A 15,050-nucleotide genomic window follows, 5' to 3' on the forward strand; every position below is an offset into this window, starting at 1 on the left:
CGGCGGGGATGCTGCGACCCCGGTCTGCGGCGTGCCGCTCCCGGGCGACGGGGGCGATGCTCCGGTCTCGTTCTGCGGCGAGGCGCTTCCGGGCGGCGTGGCGGTCTGCGGGTGCGCGGCATCGCCCGCCGACCCCCCGGATCGCGGCTCCGCATCGGCCGGCCCACCGGGCCGACCCACCCCCTGCCCCGCCCCGGCGTCGTGGGTGACCCCCGCCCCCGCGCCGCCGGGCCGGCGCACCAACCGGTACGCCTGCATCACCGACATCCCACCACGCCGGTACGACACCCGGAAACCGCCTGCCGTCCCGCCCGCCACCAGCTCACCTGTCCGCAGCGTGCACCACTGCCGGGCTCCGCCCCACGCCGGGCTCCCCGGGCGTCCACGCCACCTCGGCGAAGTGGCCGCAACCCACCCCTAGATCAACACCACCACGGGGAAGTGGCCACATCACACCCACCTGGACACCACCACCTCCCCGAGATGGTGACGATCAAGCACCCGAGGTGGCGGTGATCAGGCGCGGGCCGACCGGGTGCGCGTCAGGTCAGGCGGGCGTCGATCAGGTCCAGCGCGGCGGGCACGCTGTCGGCGACCATCAGCAGGTCCAGCGCGGCCGGCTTGAGGAAACGCTGCTCGCCGAGCCCACGGATCCAGTCGAGCAGCGGCCGGTAGAAGCCGTCGACGTCCACGATCACCATCGGTTTGGCGTGCAGGGCCAGGGTGGCGGTGGTCCACACCTCGAACAGTTCGTCAAGCGTGCCCAGGCCGCCGGGCAGTGCCACGAACGCGTCGGACTTCTCGTCCATCAGCGTCTTGCGGTCGGCCAGGCTGTCGGTGACGAGCAGTTCGTCGGAGGCCAGGTCGGCGACCTCCAGGTCGACCAGGGACTGCGGGATGACGCCGATCGTGCGGCCGCCGGCCGCCCGCGCGCCCTCCACCACGGCGCCCATCATCCCGACGCAGCCGCCGCCGCTGACCAGCGTGTGACCGCGCCGGGCCAGTTCCTCGCCGGTCTCGGTGGCCAACGTGAGCCAGCGGGTGTCGAGGGTGCGGGAGGACGCGCAGAAGACACAGACGTTCGCCACGCTCAGCTCCGTCCGGCCGGGCCCTCGGGGGCGGCCTCGGCGGCGGCGCGCTGGTCGGCGGCGGCCCGGGCGACCGCCTCCTCGCGGACCGCCTCCTGTTCGGCGGAGAGCACTGCCTCGGCCTCCACGATGTGCCGGACCGCCTCGTTGACGTCGTCGGTCAGCCGGATCAGGTCGAGGTCGGCCGGGCCGATCTTGCCCTCGGCGGCCATCGTCGCGCGGAGCCAGTCGAGCAGTCCGCGCCAGTAGTCGGTGCCCATCAGCACGACCGGGAACCGGGTCACCTTGCCGGTCTGCACCAGGGTGAGTGCCTCGAACAGCTCGTCCAGGGTGCCGAAGCCACCGGGCAGCACCACGAACGCCTGGGCGTACTTGACGAACATGGTCTTGCGGACGAAGAAGTAGCGGAAGTCGATGGCCAGGTCGACCCAGTCGTTGAGGCCCTGCTCGAACGGCAGCTCGATACCGAGCCCGACGGAGAGACCGCCGGCCTCGCCGGCGCCGCGGTTGGCCGCCTCCATCACGCCGGGGCCGCCGCCGGTGATCACCGCGTAGCCGGCCCGGGCCAGTGCCGCGCCCAGTTCCTCGGCCAGCCGGCACTCCGGGCTGTCCGGCTTGCTGCGGGCGGAACCGAAGACGCTCACCGCCGGGGGCAGGTCGGCGAGGGTGTCGAAGCCCTCGACGAACTCGGACAGGATCCGCAGGGCCCGCCAGGCGTCCTTGGTCTTCCAGTCACTGCGTCCCCGGGAGTCGAGCAGTCGCTGATCGGCAGTACTCGTCGTAATCGCCCGGTTTCGCAGCGTCACCGCACCGCGGTGCCGTTCCCCCCGGTGCCGATCCTCCCGCTGCCCCTGCCCGGCCGACTTCCCGCTGCTCTCGCCCATGTGGTCACCGTAATGGAGCGGATCCGGCGCGACGCGCTGGCCCGGGAGCCCGAGAAAATCTGGGATACGGGCAACTAAATCGCTGGCTCGCACGTCTTACTATTCACATACCCGGTATACCCCGGGCGACGCGCCTTCGGGGGAGGAGCCAGCGTTGATCAGTAACAGCGAGATGATCCGGATCCGCCGTCAGATGCAGCGGCGGATCCGCGACGTGGTGGCCGAGCGCCGCCGCGCCCGGATGATGGAGACCCACCGCACCGACCTCACCGGCGAGACCGGCGAGGCGGATGCGCCCCTGACGACGAGCGTCTGACGATCCGGGGCCCGCCAGGCGGGTGCGGGCCCCGGATCGCGGCGCGTCAGGCCGGGGCGAGCCAGCGGTGCAGGGTGGCCGCACCGTCCCGGATCTTGGTCAGTTCGACGTGCTCGTCCTTGTGGTGCGCCAGGTTCGGGTCGCCGGGGCCGAAGTTCAGCGCCGGGATGCCCATGGCCGCGAACCGCGCCACGTCCGTCCAGCCCAGCTTGCCGATCGGAGCGGCGCCGACCGCCGCCAGGAACTCCTGCGCCGCCGGGTTGTCCAGCCCGGGTGGCGCGCCGGCCGCCGCGTCGGTGACCGCCAGGTCGAAGCCGGCGAAGACCTCGCGCAGGTGCGCCTCGGCGCCCGCCGGGTCGCGGTCCGGGGCGTACCGGTAGTTGATCTCGATCTCGCACCGGTCGGGGATGACGTTGCCGGCCACCCCACCGGTGATCCGTACCGCGTTGAGGCCCTCGCGGTAGTCGCAGCCCTCGATCGTCACCCGGCGCGCCTCGTACGTGGTCAGCCGCCGCAGCACCTCGCTCGCGCCGTGGATGGCGTTCACCCCGTGCCAGGAGCGCGCCGCGTGGGCCCGCTCCCCGTGCGTCGTGATCACCGCCCGCATGGTGCCCTGGCAGCCCGCCTCGACGATCCCGTACGTCGGCTCCAGCAGCACCGCGAAGTCGGCCTCCAGCCACTCCGGGTGGCTCTGCGCGACCAGGGTGAGGCCGTTGTACTTCGACTCGATCTCCTCGGCCTCGTAGAAGAAGTACGTGACGTCGTAGCGCGGGTCGGGCAGCGTGACCGCCAGGTGCAGCGCGAACGCCACGCCGGACTTCATGTCGGAGGTGCCGCAGCCGTACATCAGGTCGCCGCGCATGGTCGAGGGGAAGTTGCCGTTGAGCGGGACGGTGTCCAGATGGCCGGCGAGCACCACACGCTGTGCCCGGCCCAGGTCGGTACGGGCCATGACGGTGTTCTGGTGCCGATAGGTGGCCAGGTGCGGCACACGGAGCAGCACCTCCTCGACGCAGTCGGCGATCGCCTTCTCGTTGAGGGAGACCGACTCGATGTCGACCAGGGCGCGGGTCAGCGCCACCGGATCGGCCAGGACCTCGGGGGTCAACGGGTTCTGCATGTCTCGCACGGTACCGTCAACCTCGGCGGGCCAGGGAACACGTTCGGCGAGGCCCGCGGCCGCGAGCAGCGGCGGACGCCGTTGCCGGAACGAAAGGTGACATCGTGACGTCCGCACCATCCGCCTGGGGCATCGGCCTGGCCACCGTCACCGCCGAGGACCAGGTGCTCGACACCTGGTACCCGACCGGCAAGCTGGGCCTGGGCGAGCTGCCGCTGGTGCCCGGCGAGGACCAGGCCGACGTGCTCGACCTGCCGCCGGGCGCGATCGGCGCGCGTGCGCTGCCCGGCCTGCGCACCGTCGAGGTGACCACGGTGATCGGTTCGCTGGACGACCCGATCAAGGACGCCGCCGACGCGTACCTGCGGTTGCACCTGCTCTCCCACCGCCTGGTGCGGCCCAACGAGCTGAACCTCGACGGCATCTTCGGCAAGCTGGCGAACGTGGCCTGGACCTCGGCCGGGCCGTGCCCGCCGGAGCGGGTGGACGAGCTGCGCGTCATCGAGCGGGCCGCCGGCCGCCACCTGTCCGTGTACGGGGTGGACAAGTTCCCCCGGATGACCGACTACGTGGTGCCGTCGGGGGTGCGGATCGCCGACGCGGACCGGGTCCGGCTCGGCGCGTACCTGTCCTCCGGCACCACCGTGATGCACGAGGGCTTCTGCAACTTCAACGCCGGCACGCTGGGCACCTCGATGGTCGAGGGCCGCATCGTGCAGGGCGTGGTGGTCGGCGACGGCTCCGACGTCGGGGCGGGGGCCTCGATCATGGGCACGCTCTCGGGGGGCGGCACCGAGAAGGTGCGCATCGGTGAGCGGAGCCTGATCGGCGCGAACGCCGGCATCGGCATCTCGCTCGGTGACGACTGCGTGGTGGAGGCGGGCTGCTACGTCACCGCCGGCTCCAAGGTCACGCTGCCGGACGGCCGGGTGGTCAAGGCCCGCGAGCTGTCCGGCGTCGACGGGCTGCTGTTCTGGCGCAACTCGGTGACCGGCGCGCTGGAGGCGAAGCCCCGCACCGGCCAGGGCATCACGCTCAACGCCGCGCTGCACGCCAACGACTGAGCCGCACCCCCGTCCGGGTCCGCGACGGCGTCGCCGCGCGGACCCGGACGGCCGGCTCACCGCAGGCGGTACGCCTGGATGATCCGCTGGGTCACGGTGTTGCCGGCGTCGTCACGGGCGGTGGCCCGCAGCGACGCGTACCCCGGGCCGGCCGGGTGCCGGACGGTGGCCGTCCACGCCCCGCCCTGCTTCTTGAGGGTCGCCTTGCGCCAGGTCTTCCCGCCGTCGTAGGAGACGTCGACGGTCAGCGCGACGACCCGGCCGGACGGCGCGCCGGGCTGGCGCTGCACCGCCACCGGCACGGTGAACGTCCGGCCCGCCGGGGCCGAGCTGTCCACCGCGAGCGGCGGGGTGAACCGGACCGCCATGGCCGGCAGCCGGGCCGGCACGTCGCCCGGCACCCGCTTGGAGCGGAACGTCCAGCTCGCCGAGACCTCGGTGCTCAGGTCGGTGAAGCCGCGCGTCGCGGTGGTCTCCAGCCGGTAGTTGGCCGCGCCCGGCGGCACTGTGAACTCGCCGTAGCCCGGGTAGGGCGACTCGGCGAGCAGCTTGCCGTTGCGGTAGAGCCGGGTCTGCTCGGTGTCGTTGAGCGAGCCGCCCGGGTGGCCGGCCGCGTCGCTGTGCACCGGCAGCGAGACCACGAGGTTGTCGCCGGTACGGGTGATGCTCTGCTCCGGCCAGCGCGGCTGCGGGAACGACGGGCCGAAGGGGCCCTTGTTCCACTCCTCGGTGTAGGTGTGCCCGGCCCGGTAGCGGGTGGGCCCGGACCGCAGCACCGCCCGCGGCTCCAACCAGCCGTCCTCGTCCCGCTCACCGAAGTCCAGCTCGGCGCTCCAGCGGGTCTTGGCGGTGGAGAGGTGCTCGATCCGCTTACCGGGCACCTGGACCGGCAGGACGATCGCCGAGCCGCCGATGTCGTAGTCGGACTCCGGGTACACGGCCCGTTCGTTCTCCATCCCGGTGTAGCCGGCGGCGAACCGGCTCGTGACGGTGGCCAGATCGGCGGGCCGGTAGTGCCGGACGAAACCGGTCGGGAACCGGCCCGGGAACAGCTCGTTCAGGCCGTAGAAGTACGGGCTGCGCTCGGGCGCCCTCGCCTCGGTCCACTGGCTCGCGACCGCGCCGACGAAGAGGTTGCCGGAGACGTTGCGGCCGACCTGGGCCGAGTAGAGGCCGTCGAACGTGTCGGCCCAGAGCCCGAAGCTGGCTTGGAAGTCGTCGAGCTTCCAGGCCGCGGTGAGGTCGATCAGCAGCGGCACCGCGCCGCGCTGCGGCACCGTGGTACGGATCGGCTTCCCCGCCCGCGCGTCCAGCGTGAGCCGCTGGTTCCCGGTCACCACCAGCTCCGGCTGGGCGAGGAAGGTGACTTCCGACCAGCCCTGCTCGCCGGCCTGGAAGATCAGGCTCTGCACGCCGTACCGGCCCTTGGGCACCCGCAGCCGGGCCTCGCCGTCGGCGTCGTACACGTCGCGGTAGCTGGCGTCGTCGAGCCCGAGCAGGCTCGTGAAGTAGTCACCGGTCAGGGCGCCGGAGCGGTTGCGGTGCGTCACCGTCAGGTCGTAGCTCTCCACCTCGCGGTCGACAGCGAGCGGGGTCACCGTCACCGCGTCGCCGGCGCGGGCGACCAGGCGGCCGGTCCAGTAGCCGTCGGCGCCACCGAGCCGGGTGTCCACGACCACTGTCACCTGGGCGCTGCCGCCCGCCGGGACGGTGAGCCGGGAGGCACTGAGGGTGAGCATGCCGGCCGGCGCGGACCGCCCGCCCGGACCGGTGAACTCGGTGCTCAGGTCCACCGTGAGCGGGGCGTTTCCGCCGTTGCGGTAGGTGACCGTCCGGCTGATCGGCTGGTCGTCGGTGTGCGGCCAGGTCGCCAGGCCGAACGAGACGGAAGGCGGGTCGCTGGTCACCTGCTGGGTGATCGCGCGAGCGAGGTCGACCCGGCCGGCGCCCTGCTGGAACGCGGTCTGCTCCGGGTGCGGCTTCGCCGAGGCCATCAGCGTCGCCTTGTAGCGGGCAGGCGTCCAGCCGGGGTGCTGCTGGGCGAGGAGCGCGACCGCGCCGGCCACGTGCGGCGTGGCCATCGACGTGCCGGACAGCGAGGCGTACTTGTCGCCCACCGGGTCGCCGATCTCGCCGTGCGCCGCCCGGGCGGCCACGATCTCCACGCCGGGCGCGGTGATGTCCGGCTTGATCGCTCCGTCGCCGACCCGGGGGCCGCGGCTGGAGAAGTCGGCGAGCGCGTCGTCGCGGTCCACCGCGCCGACCGCGAGCGCGGCGTCGGCGGTGCCCGGCGAGCCGACCGAGCCGTCGGCGCCGTCGTTGCCGGCGGCGACCACGAAGAGCGTCCCGTGCTGCTCGGTGAGCGTCCCGATCGCCTCCTCCAGCGGGTCCACCTCCGGGGAGTCGCCGCCGCTGAGGCTCATGTTGACCACCGCGGCGTGCTGCTCGGCGGCGGCCCACTGCATGCCGGCCAGGATGGCCGAGTCGGTGCAGCCGTAGATCTCGCACACCTTTCCGGACAGCAGCGTGGCGTCCGGCGCGACGCCCCGGTACTTCCCGCCGGAGGCGGCCCCGCTGCCGGCGATGGTCGAGGCCACGTGGGTGCCGTGCCCGACGATGTCGTCCGGGTTCGTCTCCTCGGTGAAGTTGCGCGACTCGGCGACCTTGCCCGCCAGGTCCGGGTGGGTGAGGTCGACGCCGGTGTCGAGCACCGCGACCCGGACGCCCTTGCCGGTCCAGCCGGCGGCCCAGGCGGTCGGCGCGCCGATCTGCGGCACGCTGTGGTCGAGCGTCACCCGCCGCCGGCCGTCGAGCCAGATCCGCTCGACACCCCCCGCCGCGTCGAGCCGGGCGCCGGAACGGTCGGCGCTGACCGCGTTCCAGAGCGCGCCGGTGTCGCTCTTGGACGCGACGACCGCCGCGCCGGTGATCGCCGGCAGGTCGCGGGTCACCCGGACGCCGGCGAGCGGGGCCGCCGTCCGCCGGTTCGCCCCCGGCCGGTACGACACGAGCAGCGGTACGGTGTCGCGCCGCGCGTCGTCGTAGCCGGCCTCGATCAGCCCGGTGACGTCGAACAGCCGCCGGTCGAGCTTGCCGGAGCGGACCAGCGGGAGCGCGTCCTGCGGCAGTACGGTGAGGCGGCCGCGCTCGCGGCGGACCATGAACTCGATGCCGGTACGGCCGGCGCCGGGGCGTACCGCGGCGCGGCCTCCGGCGGCGACGGTGACCCGGTCCCCGGTGATCAGGGTGACGGTGGTCGCGCGGCTGCCGGCCCGGTCGGACGGACCGGTGAGCGCGGACGGGCCGGTGGGCGCGGCGGCCTGCGCGGGCACGGGCAGACCGAGCGCCAGCGCCAGGGCCATGCCCAGCGCGGCCAGTTTTCTGCGATTCCGGAGCAACCTTCCTCCTTCGTCGAACGTTTCATCGATGAAGGACACATCGATGCGGGTATCAGCATTACATACCGCGTATGCATCGGGAAGTCGCTGATCCGACGGAACCGCCACCACGCTCCCGACCGGGCCGGGACGATCGAGCGATGACCTCCATGAAGGACCGGATGCTGGCGGGCGAGCAGTACATCGCCGACGATCCCGCGATCATCGCCGACCTGGAGCGCGCGGCCCGGCTCAGCGAACGCTTCAACCGCAGCTCCGCCGACGACCCGGTGGGCCGCCTCGCCGCGCTGCGCGAACTGCTCGGCTCGCTCGGCGAGGACGCCTGGGTCCGGCCGCCGCTGCACTGCGACTACGGATACCAGACGCACATCGGCCCGCGTACGTTCGTCAACTTCAACGCGGTCCTCCTCGACGTCGCCCGCATCACCATCGGCGCCGACGTCCAGATCGGACCGAACGTGCAGCTGCTCACCGCCACCCACCCGGTCGAACCGGAGGCACGCCGAGCCAAGTGGGAATCCGCACAGCCGATCACCATCGGTGACAACGCCTGGCTCGGCGGAGGAGTGATCGTCCTGGCCGGGGTGGCCATCGGCGAGAACACGGTGGTGGGCGCCGGCGCGGTGGTAACCCGCGACCTGCCGGCCAATGTCGTGGCGGTGGGTAACCCCGCTCGTCCGATCAGGAGCCTGACCAAACCATCCTGAGCTGCATAAACACCGTTCCAGCGGATGCGTATCCCGAAACCGGCATGCACTCTGAGTAGTAGAGCGTTTACCGGGAGGCGCTATGGAACGGGTCCTCGAACTGCGGGTGCACGGAGTCTCCAACACACCGCCGGATCAGCTGCTCGGCCTGAGGGCCGGCGCGAACGGTGACGGTGGGCAACCAGCACTTGTCGCCGGCGGTCAGGTGACCGGCTTCTACCGGTCCACCACGGCCGGCCGGGACGACCCGATCATCGTCGAGGCGTACAGCTGGGGGCAGCTGACCTCCGGCGCGCGGACCCGGCGGGACGTGGAACGGGCGCTCTGGACGCTGATGCTCCCTTTCGCGCTGGCGAACGTCGCGCTGCACGCCCGCGCGAGCATCCCGCCGGACCCGGACCAGGAACGCTGGGCCAGCCGGTCCGGCATCACCGCCTGGCTCATCCGCCTGTTCTGCCTGAGCCTGACCTGCACGCTCGCCATGACCGTCACCGGTGTCGGCGTGGACCTGATCGGCTGGCAGTGCGTCGAGGCGGACTGCCTCGGCCGACTTCCCGGTCCGTGGGAGTTCCTCGGCGACCCCTGGTGGCGGCAGGGCACCCGGACGCTCGCGCTCGGGCTGCTGCTGCCGCTGCTCGTGCTGGCCGCGATCGGACTCGTCGCCTTCCGCACCTACCAGTACGAGGCACAGATGCCCGCCGACCCGCACCACCACGCGCCCGTCCCGGAGAACGGCGAGCCGGCCGAACGACCCGAGCCGCGCGAACCGCCGGAGAACCCGCTCCAGGACCCGACGTTCTGGAACGGGGAAGGGCAACTACGCCGAGCCGCGGTGCTGCACCTGTGCACCGGGGCGGTCACCGCCGCCGCCGTACCCGTCGCCGCGGTCCTGATCATGGATCCGCCGCGCGGCCTGCGGGCCGCTGTCGCCTGGCCGACCGTCGCGCTGCTCGCCGCCGTGGTGGCGATCGCCGTGGTCGCAGTGGCCCGGCCCTGGTTGAGCCGGCGCCAGGGCGCGACCCCGCTCGGCCGGTGGAGCGCTGCGGTCGCGGCGCTCACCACGCTCGGCCTGGTCGGCACGTTCGTCCTGCTGCTGGTGCCCGAAGGCCCGGCCGGCGAACCGCTGTCGACGTACCGGCCACCGGTCGGGTGCGCGGAGCAGCCGGAGGCCGCCGGCTGCCGTGCCGACCGGTCACTGCCCGGGTACGACACCGCCACCGCCTGGCTCGTCGCCTACCAGGTGCTGCTGCTGGCGGCCATCGCGGCGGCGAACCGCTCCGGCCGGCGGGCACTGGCCGGTCCCGCCGGCGGGGCGCTGCTGCTGCCGCTGGGCGCGACCTGGATCGAACGAGGAATGCCCGGCCTGCCCGACGCGCCGGACGCGCTGCACACCTGGATGCTCGTCGGCCCGGTCGCCGCGCTGGCCGGCGCCGGACTGCTCCTGCCCCGCCTGCGCCCGGCGGTGCCGACCCAGCCGCTCGGCGCGTACACCGATCTCGCCTGGCGGGGGTGCGCCCCGGCGGTCATCGCCGGTTTCGGCTGGATGATAGCGGTGGCCTACTGCGCCGGACTGCTCTACTGGGTCAGCGACCGGCTGGACGCGTCGGCCGAGCCGAGCGGCCCGAGCCGGGTGGTTCCGCCGCTCGCCGTCTTCTGGGCCGGGCTGGCCTGCGCGGTCGGCCTGCTCGCGCTGATCGGGCTGCTGATCCGGGTCGCGGTCCTGCTGCACCGCCTGCGCCTGGTGGAGTACGCCCGGCTCACCGCCAACCCCCGCCTGTCCGCGCACGACCGGCGACGCTGCCGCGACGTCAGCACGTACCGGGCGCTGCACCGGCTGGTCGGCGAGCACGCGGTCCGGCTGATGGGCTGCTACGCCGCGTTCTGCGCGATCCTGGTCACGCTCTGCTGCGCCGCCGCGCTCTCCGGCGAACGGCCGAGCCCGCTGTCCCCGTCCGGCTGGCAGACCGCGATCCACTGGACCGCCGAACGGGGGGACGCCATCCTCGGCTGGCTGCCGGTGGTGATGGCGGCGCTCGGGCTGCTGGTCTACCGCACCGACTCGGTACGCCGCTCGGTCGGCGTGATCTGGGACGTTTGCACGTTCTGGCCCCGGGCCGCGCACCCGCTCGCCCCGCCCAGCTATGCCGAGCGCGCCGTACCGGAACTCCAGACCCGGGTCGCGGGCCTGCTGGCGCTGCCGCCGCACCACAGCGACCGGATGGACGGCGTCATCCTCTCCGGGCACAGCCAGGGCACAGTCATCTGCGCCGCAGTGCTGCTGCAACTGCCCCGCCGGTGGCGGATGCGCACCTGGTTCTTCTCCTACGGCTGCCAGCTCACCCGGCTCTACGGGCGGGTCTTCCCGTCCTACTTCGGACCGGAGCGGCTACGTACGCTGGCCGGCGCGCTCACCTGGCCCGGCGGCCACGTGGCCTGGACGAACTTCTGGCGGGACACGGACCCGCTCGGCTGGCAGGTCAGTGCCGGGCAGCGGGACGTACCGGTGGTGGACCCGGAGGCGCTGCACCCGACCGGCGGCGAGGTGGCCGACCCGCCCATCCGCAGCCACAGCGGCTACCCGGAGGCGGCGGAGTTCACCCGCGAGCGCGCCGTGGTGGCCCGGCTGCTGCGCCGCACCGTGCCCTCGCCCCGGCAGCGGGCCGGCTGACGCGCGTCACTCCGGTGCCGGGTCGGCCAGGCGTACCACCAGGTCGGCGTGCACCGCCGTGGCCGCGACCAGCCGGGCGTTCTCCTCGTCGCTGCCCAGCGCCCAGGCGCGGGCCTGCTCCGGCGACTTCCCGTACGCCTCGTGCCGCGCGGTGAGCCGGCGCACCCGCACCTCCGCGTCCAGGTCGAGGAACCACACCTCGTGCAGGAGCGTCCGCACCTCCTCCCACGGGTCGTCCCGCAGCAGCAGGTAGTTGCCCTCGGTGACCACCAGGCGCGCCTCGGGCGGGACCTCGATCGCCCCGGCGACCGGCTCCTCCAGGTCACGGCGGAACTCCGGCGTCCACACCGACGTCGGTTCGAGCCGGCGCAACCGGCGCAGCATCGAGGCGAAGCCGTTGACGTCGAACGTGTCCGGCGCGCCCTTGCGCCCCGCCCGGCCGAGCCGCTCCAACGCCGTCCCGGCCAGGTGGAAGCCGTCCATCGGGACCAGCCGGGCGACCGGGCCGAGCGCGGCCACCACCCGCTGGGCGAGCGTCGACTTGCCCGCCCCCGGCGCGCCCGCGATGCCGAGCAACTGCCGCGGGCCCGCCCCGGCCAGCGTCCGCGCCCGGGCGACCAGCTCGTCGAACGGGAGCACCTGTGCCGGCGGCATCAGTCCAGCACCGGCTCGCTGATGGTGAACCGCGCCTCGACCGCCGCCTGCACCGGCTGCGGCGCCGGGTCCAGCTCCAGCTCCGGCTGCTCGCCGGAGCGCGCGTACGCCGCCTTGACCATCATCGGCGGGGACGCGCTCAGCCCGGTGTCGGCCAGCTCCCGCAGCGCTGTCACCCGGGCGCCGAGCGCCTCGGCGTACTCCCGGGCCCGGATCAGCGCGTCCGCGATCGCGGCCTGCCGCGCCTCCCGGTAGGCCGGGCTGTCCGGCCGCAGCGACCACACCGGGCCGGCCACCTCGACCTGCTCCTGATCGGCCAGGCGGAGCATCAGCTCGCCGAGCGCGGTGAAGTCGCTCGTCGTGACTGTGGTGCTCACGCTGCCCTGGTAGGCCACCACCCGGTCGCCGGAGCGCTTAGTCACCGGCCAGACGTGGACCTGGCCGGTCTCCCGCCGCTCCACGGCCGGCTCCGCCGCATCGAGCAGCGCCCGCACCGCGGCGGCCCGTTCGGCCAGCCGGGTCAGCGTGGTCTCACGATCCCGGTCCCGGGCCGTCGCCGTCACAGTGAACCGCGCCAGCTCGGGCGCCACCTCCCGGTACGCCTCACCGCGTACCGCCACGACCGGTGCGTCCGCCATGCCGATCAGCCTAACGGCGGGGTGGCCGGCAGGTGCCCCGTGTAGGTGACCGCGCCGCGCGCCTCGCGTACCTCGGTCAGGTGGCCGCCCGCGGCGCCCAGCTCCCGCAGGTACGCCAGCTCGCCGACATGGTCGGCGGCGCGCAGGAACTCCCGCCGGTGCGCGGTGAACTCGCGCGCCCGCAGCGTGGACCGGGTCTGCCGCCCCTCGGCGAGCCGGTCGGCCAGCGTGGCGGCGTCGCCGGCGCGCAGCGCCTCGGTCAGCTCGCCCAGGAAGACGCCGAGCGCGTCCAGCTCGGCGAGTACGCGGTCCCGGTTCCCGAGCAGCATGTTCGCGGTCCGTTCGGGCGGCCCGCCGGCGACCCGGGTGCCGTCGGAGAAGCTTCCGGCGGCGAGCGTCAGCACCGCGTCCCGCAGCGCCGACCGGTGCACGGTGCCGGCCAGCGCCCCGGCGAGCACGTGCGGCACATGCGAGGCGAGCGCCGCCGCTCCGTCGTGCTCCGGGGCGGACATCGGCACCACCCGGGCGTGGAAGACGTCCACGAGCAGCGCGGCCAGCCGTCGGAAGGCGTCCAGCCCGGTCGGCCCCGGGCAGAGCACCCAGGCGGCGCCGGCGAGCAGATCCGGGTCGGCCGCGTCCGGTCCGGCCCGGTCGGCCCCGGCCATCGGGTGGCCCGGCACGAACCGGTGACCGAGCCCCTGCACGGTGGCGGCGGTGCTCACCTCGGCCTTGACGCTGCCCACGTCGGTGAGCACGCACGTGTCGTCGGTGACGGCGGCGACCCGGGTCAGCGTCGCCGGCAACGTGGGCAGCGGGCCGCAGAGGAACACCACGTCCCGCCCGGCCGCCGCGTCCTCGACCGTGTCGGCCACCACGACGCCCCGTTCGCGTACCCGACCGCGGATCGCCGGGTCCGGGTCCCAGCCGGTGACGTCGAGCCCGGCGTCGCGCAGCCGGAGCAGCACCGAACCGCCGATCAGCCCGGTGCCGAGCACCGCCGCCCGTGCCAGCTCGCCCGCCATGTCAGAACTCGGCGAGCCGCCCGGCCACCGCGTCGACACGCTCGTCGGACTCGGTGAGCGCCACCCGGACGTGCCGGGCGCCGGCCGGGCCGTAGAAGACCCCGGCCGCGACCAGGATGCCCCGGCGGGCCAGCCAGTCCACGGTGTCCCAGCAGTCCTCGTCCCGGGTCAGCCAGAGGTAGAGGCCGGCCTCCGAGTGCTCGACCGTGAAGCCGGCTCCGGTGAACGCGGCCCACAGCTTCTCCCGCCGGACCCGGTAGCGCTCCCGCTGGGCGTCGGCGTGCTCCTGATCGCCGAGCGCGGCCACCATCGCGGCCTGCACCGGGGCCGGCACGATCAGGCCCGCGTGCTTGCGGATCTTGAGCAGCTCGGCCACCAGCGCCGGGTCACCGGCGACGAAACCGGCCCGGTACCCGGCCAGGTTCGAGCGCTTGGACAGCGAGTGCACCGCCAGCACGCCGTCGTACGAGCCGCCGCACACCTCGGGCGAGAGCACCGAGACGGGTTCGGCGTCCCAGCCCAGCGGCAGGTAGCACTCGTCGCTGGCGACCACGGCCCCGCGCTCACGCGCCCACTCGACCACCTTGCGCAGGTGGGCGGTGGGCAGCACCCGGCCGGTCGGATTACCCGGCGAGTTGACCCAGACCAGCCGCACCCGGGGATCCGGGCCCAGCGCGGTCAGCGAGTCGGTGCGTACGGTGGTCGCGCCGACCAGCCGAGCCCCGTCCTCGTACGTCGGGTAGGCCACCGACGGCACCACGACCACGTCGCCGGGGCCGAGCCCGAGCAGCGTGGGCAGCCAGGCCACCAGCTCCTTGGAGCCGATCGTGGGCAGCACGCCGAGCCCGTCGACGCCCGCGCCACAGGCCCGCGCGACCCAGGCCCTGATCGCGTCCCGCAGGACGGCGGTGCCGGCGGTCAGCGGGTAACCCGGCGCGTTCGACGCGTCGGCCAGCGCCTGCCGGATCAGCTGTGGCACCGGGTCGACCGGCGTGCCCATCGACAGGTTGATGAGACCGCCCGGGTGCGCCGCGGCCGTGGTGGCCGCGGCGTCCAGGGTGTCCCAGGTGAAGTCGGGCAGCCGCGCCGAGACCGGCGTGGGCCGGTTCAGTGGCCCTCGCCGCGCGGCGGCTGCGCGGCGACGAAGGTGGCGTCCTTCTCCACCTTGCCGATCTTCGAGGCGCCACCGGGCGAGCCCAGGTCCTCGAAGAACTCGTAGTTGGCCCCGGTGTAGTCCTTCCACTGCTCCGGGACGTCGTCCTCGTAGAAGATCGCTTCGACCGGGCAGACCGGCTCGCAGGCACCACAGTCGACGCACTCGTCGGGGTGGATGTAGAGCATCCGGTTGCCCTCGTAGATGCAGTCGACCGGGCACTCCTCGATGCATGCCTTGTCGAGCACATCCACGCACGGCTCGGCGATGATGTAGGTCACCGGTCTTCTCCTCCGCAGACTCGTCGCGATCACCGCAACGGTAAGAGCCTAGTATCT

General features: G+C 73.7%; 13 protein-coding genes. 4 read left to right on the plus strand and 9 right to left on the minus strand.

Features of this window, described 5'->3' with window-relative positions; genetic code table 11:
* Positions 1-542 precede the first annotated feature (542 nt).
* Together FHU28_RS29905 and FHU28_RS29910 are read right to left on the minus strand one after the other, a co-directional pair.
* Entirely contained in the window at positions 543-1,088 is a 546-nt protein-coding gene (locus FHU28_RS29905) for an LOG family protein (RefSeq protein ID WP_184688328.1), read from the minus strand.
* 2 nt (positions 1,089-1,090) lie between these two features.
* A complete protein-coding gene (locus FHU28_RS29910; protein ID WP_184688330.1) occupies positions 1,091-1,972 on the minus strand; it encodes an LOG family protein in 882 nt (293 codons plus the stop codon).
* A gap of 154 nt (positions 1,973-2,126) precedes the next feature.
* Between FHU28_RS29910 and FHU28_RS29915 the strand changes: the two genes are divergently transcribed.
* The gene (locus FHU28_RS29915; protein ID WP_166457212.1) at positions 2,127-2,288 is read left to right on the plus strand and encodes a hypothetical protein; all 162 of its coding nucleotides are present in this window, start codon (positions 2,127-2,129) and stop codon (positions 2,286-2,288) included.
* Positions 2,289-2,334: 46 nt separating this feature from the next.
* Here the strand turns inward: FHU28_RS29915 and dapE are convergent, their stop codons facing one another.
* Complete coding sequence (dapE, locus tag FHU28_RS29920; protein WP_184688332.1) at positions 2,335-3,408, minus strand: succinyl-diaminopimelate desuccinylase; 1,074 nt, start codon at positions 3,406-3,408, stop codon at positions 2,335-2,337.
* A gap of 104 nt (positions 3,409-3,512) precedes the next feature.
* On the opposite strand from dapE, the gene dapD reads away from it, so the two are divergent.
* Entirely contained in the window at positions 3,513-4,472 is a 960-nt protein-coding gene (gene dapD, locus FHU28_RS29925; protein WP_184688334.1) for a 2,3,4,5-tetrahydropyridine-2,6-dicarboxylate N-succinyltransferase, read from the plus strand.
* A gap of 56 nt (positions 4,473-4,528) precedes the next feature.
* Here dapD and FHU28_RS29930 read toward each other — a convergent pair whose 3' ends face one another.
* The gene (locus FHU28_RS29930) at positions 4,529-7,834 is read right to left on the minus strand and encodes a S8 family serine peptidase (protein ID WP_376700885.1); all 3,306 of its coding nucleotides are present in this window, start codon (positions 7,832-7,834) and stop codon (positions 4,529-4,531) included.
* A 176-nt stretch (positions 7,835-8,010) separates the two neighbouring features.
* Between FHU28_RS29930 and FHU28_RS29935 the strand changes: the two genes are divergently transcribed.
* Positions 8,011-8,577: a sugar O-acetyltransferase gene (locus FHU28_RS29935; protein ID WP_184688337.1), complete on the plus strand. Its 567-nt coding sequence runs from the start codon at positions 8,011-8,013 to the stop codon at positions 8,575-8,577.
* An 82-nt stretch (positions 8,578-8,659) separates the two neighbouring features.
* Complete coding sequence (locus FHU28_RS29940) at positions 8,660-11,245, plus strand: hypothetical protein (protein ID WP_184688339.1); 2,586 nt, start codon at positions 8,660-8,662, stop codon at positions 11,243-11,245.
* A 6-nt stretch (positions 11,246-11,251) separates the two neighbouring features.
* Here FHU28_RS29940 and FHU28_RS29945 read toward each other — a convergent pair whose 3' ends face one another.
* The 5 genes from FHU28_RS29945 to fdxA are packed head-to-tail and all read right to left on the minus strand — an operon-like array spanning position 11,252 to position 14,993.
* A complete protein-coding gene (locus tag FHU28_RS29945) occupies positions 11,252-11,899 on the minus strand; it encodes a nucleoside/nucleotide kinase family protein (protein WP_184688341.1) in 648 nt (215 codons plus the stop codon).
* Complete coding sequence (locus FHU28_RS29950) at positions 11,899-12,537, minus strand: SIMPL domain-containing protein (RefSeq protein ID WP_184688343.1); 639 nt, start codon at positions 12,535-12,537, stop codon at positions 11,899-11,901. The genes FHU28_RS29945 and FHU28_RS29950 overlap by 1 nt, the downstream gene beginning before the upstream one ends.
* Positions 12,538-12,542: 5 nt before the next feature.
* On the minus strand, positions 12,543-13,559 hold the full coding sequence (locus tag FHU28_RS29955) for a prephenate dehydrogenase (RefSeq protein WP_184688345.1): 1,017 nt from the start codon (positions 13,557-13,559) through the stop codon (positions 12,543-12,545).
* Between the two features lies 1 nt (position 13,560).
* Complete coding sequence (gene dapC / locus FHU28_RS29960; RefSeq protein ID WP_311773713.1) at positions 13,561-14,670, minus strand: succinyldiaminopimelate transaminase; 1,110 nt, start codon at positions 14,668-14,670, stop codon at positions 13,561-13,563.
* Complete coding sequence (gene fdxA, locus FHU28_RS29965) at positions 14,667-14,993, minus strand: ferredoxin (RefSeq protein WP_007464872.1); 327 nt, start codon at positions 14,991-14,993, stop codon at positions 14,667-14,669. Before fdxA ends, dapC begins: the two co-directional genes overlap by 4 nt.
* Positions 14,994-15,050: the final 57 nt, after the last annotated feature.

This window comes from Micromonospora echinospora (assembly GCF_014203425.1).
Lineage (GTDB): Bacteria > Actinomycetota > Actinomycetes > Mycobacteriales > Micromonosporaceae > Micromonospora > Micromonospora echinospora_A.

Coding starts and splice junctions, on each gene's coding strand:
- FHU28_RS29910 (WP_184688330.1), bottom strand. CDS start 1,972: ATGGGCGAGAGCAGCGGGAAGTCGGCCGGGCAGGGGCAGCGGGAGGAT.
- dapE (WP_184688332.1), bottom strand. CDS start 3,408: ATGCAGAACCCGTTGACCCCCGAGGTCCTGGCCGATCCGGTGGCGCTG.
- FHU28_RS29930 (WP_376700885.1), bottom strand. CDS start 7,834: ATGGCCCTGGCGCTGGCGCTCGGTCTGCCCGTGCCCGCGCAGGCCGCC.
- FHU28_RS29935 (WP_184688337.1), top strand. CDS start 8,011: ATGACCTCCATGAAGGACCGGATGCTGGCGGGCGAGCAGTACATCGCC.
- FHU28_RS29940 (WP_184688339.1), top strand. CDS start 8,660: ATGGAACGGGTCCTCGAACTGCGGGTGCACGGAGTCTCCAACACACCG.
- FHU28_RS29945 (WP_184688341.1), bottom strand. CDS start 11,899: ATGCCGCCGGCACAGGTGCTCCCGTTCGACGAGCTGGTCGCCCGGGCG.
- FHU28_RS29950 (WP_184688343.1), bottom strand. CDS start 12,537: ATGGCGGACGCACCGGTCGTGGCGGTACGCGGTGAGGCGTACCGGGAG.
- FHU28_RS29955 (WP_184688345.1), bottom strand. CDS start 13,559: ATGGCGGGCGAGCTGGCACGGGCGGCGGTGCTCGGCACCGGGCTGATC.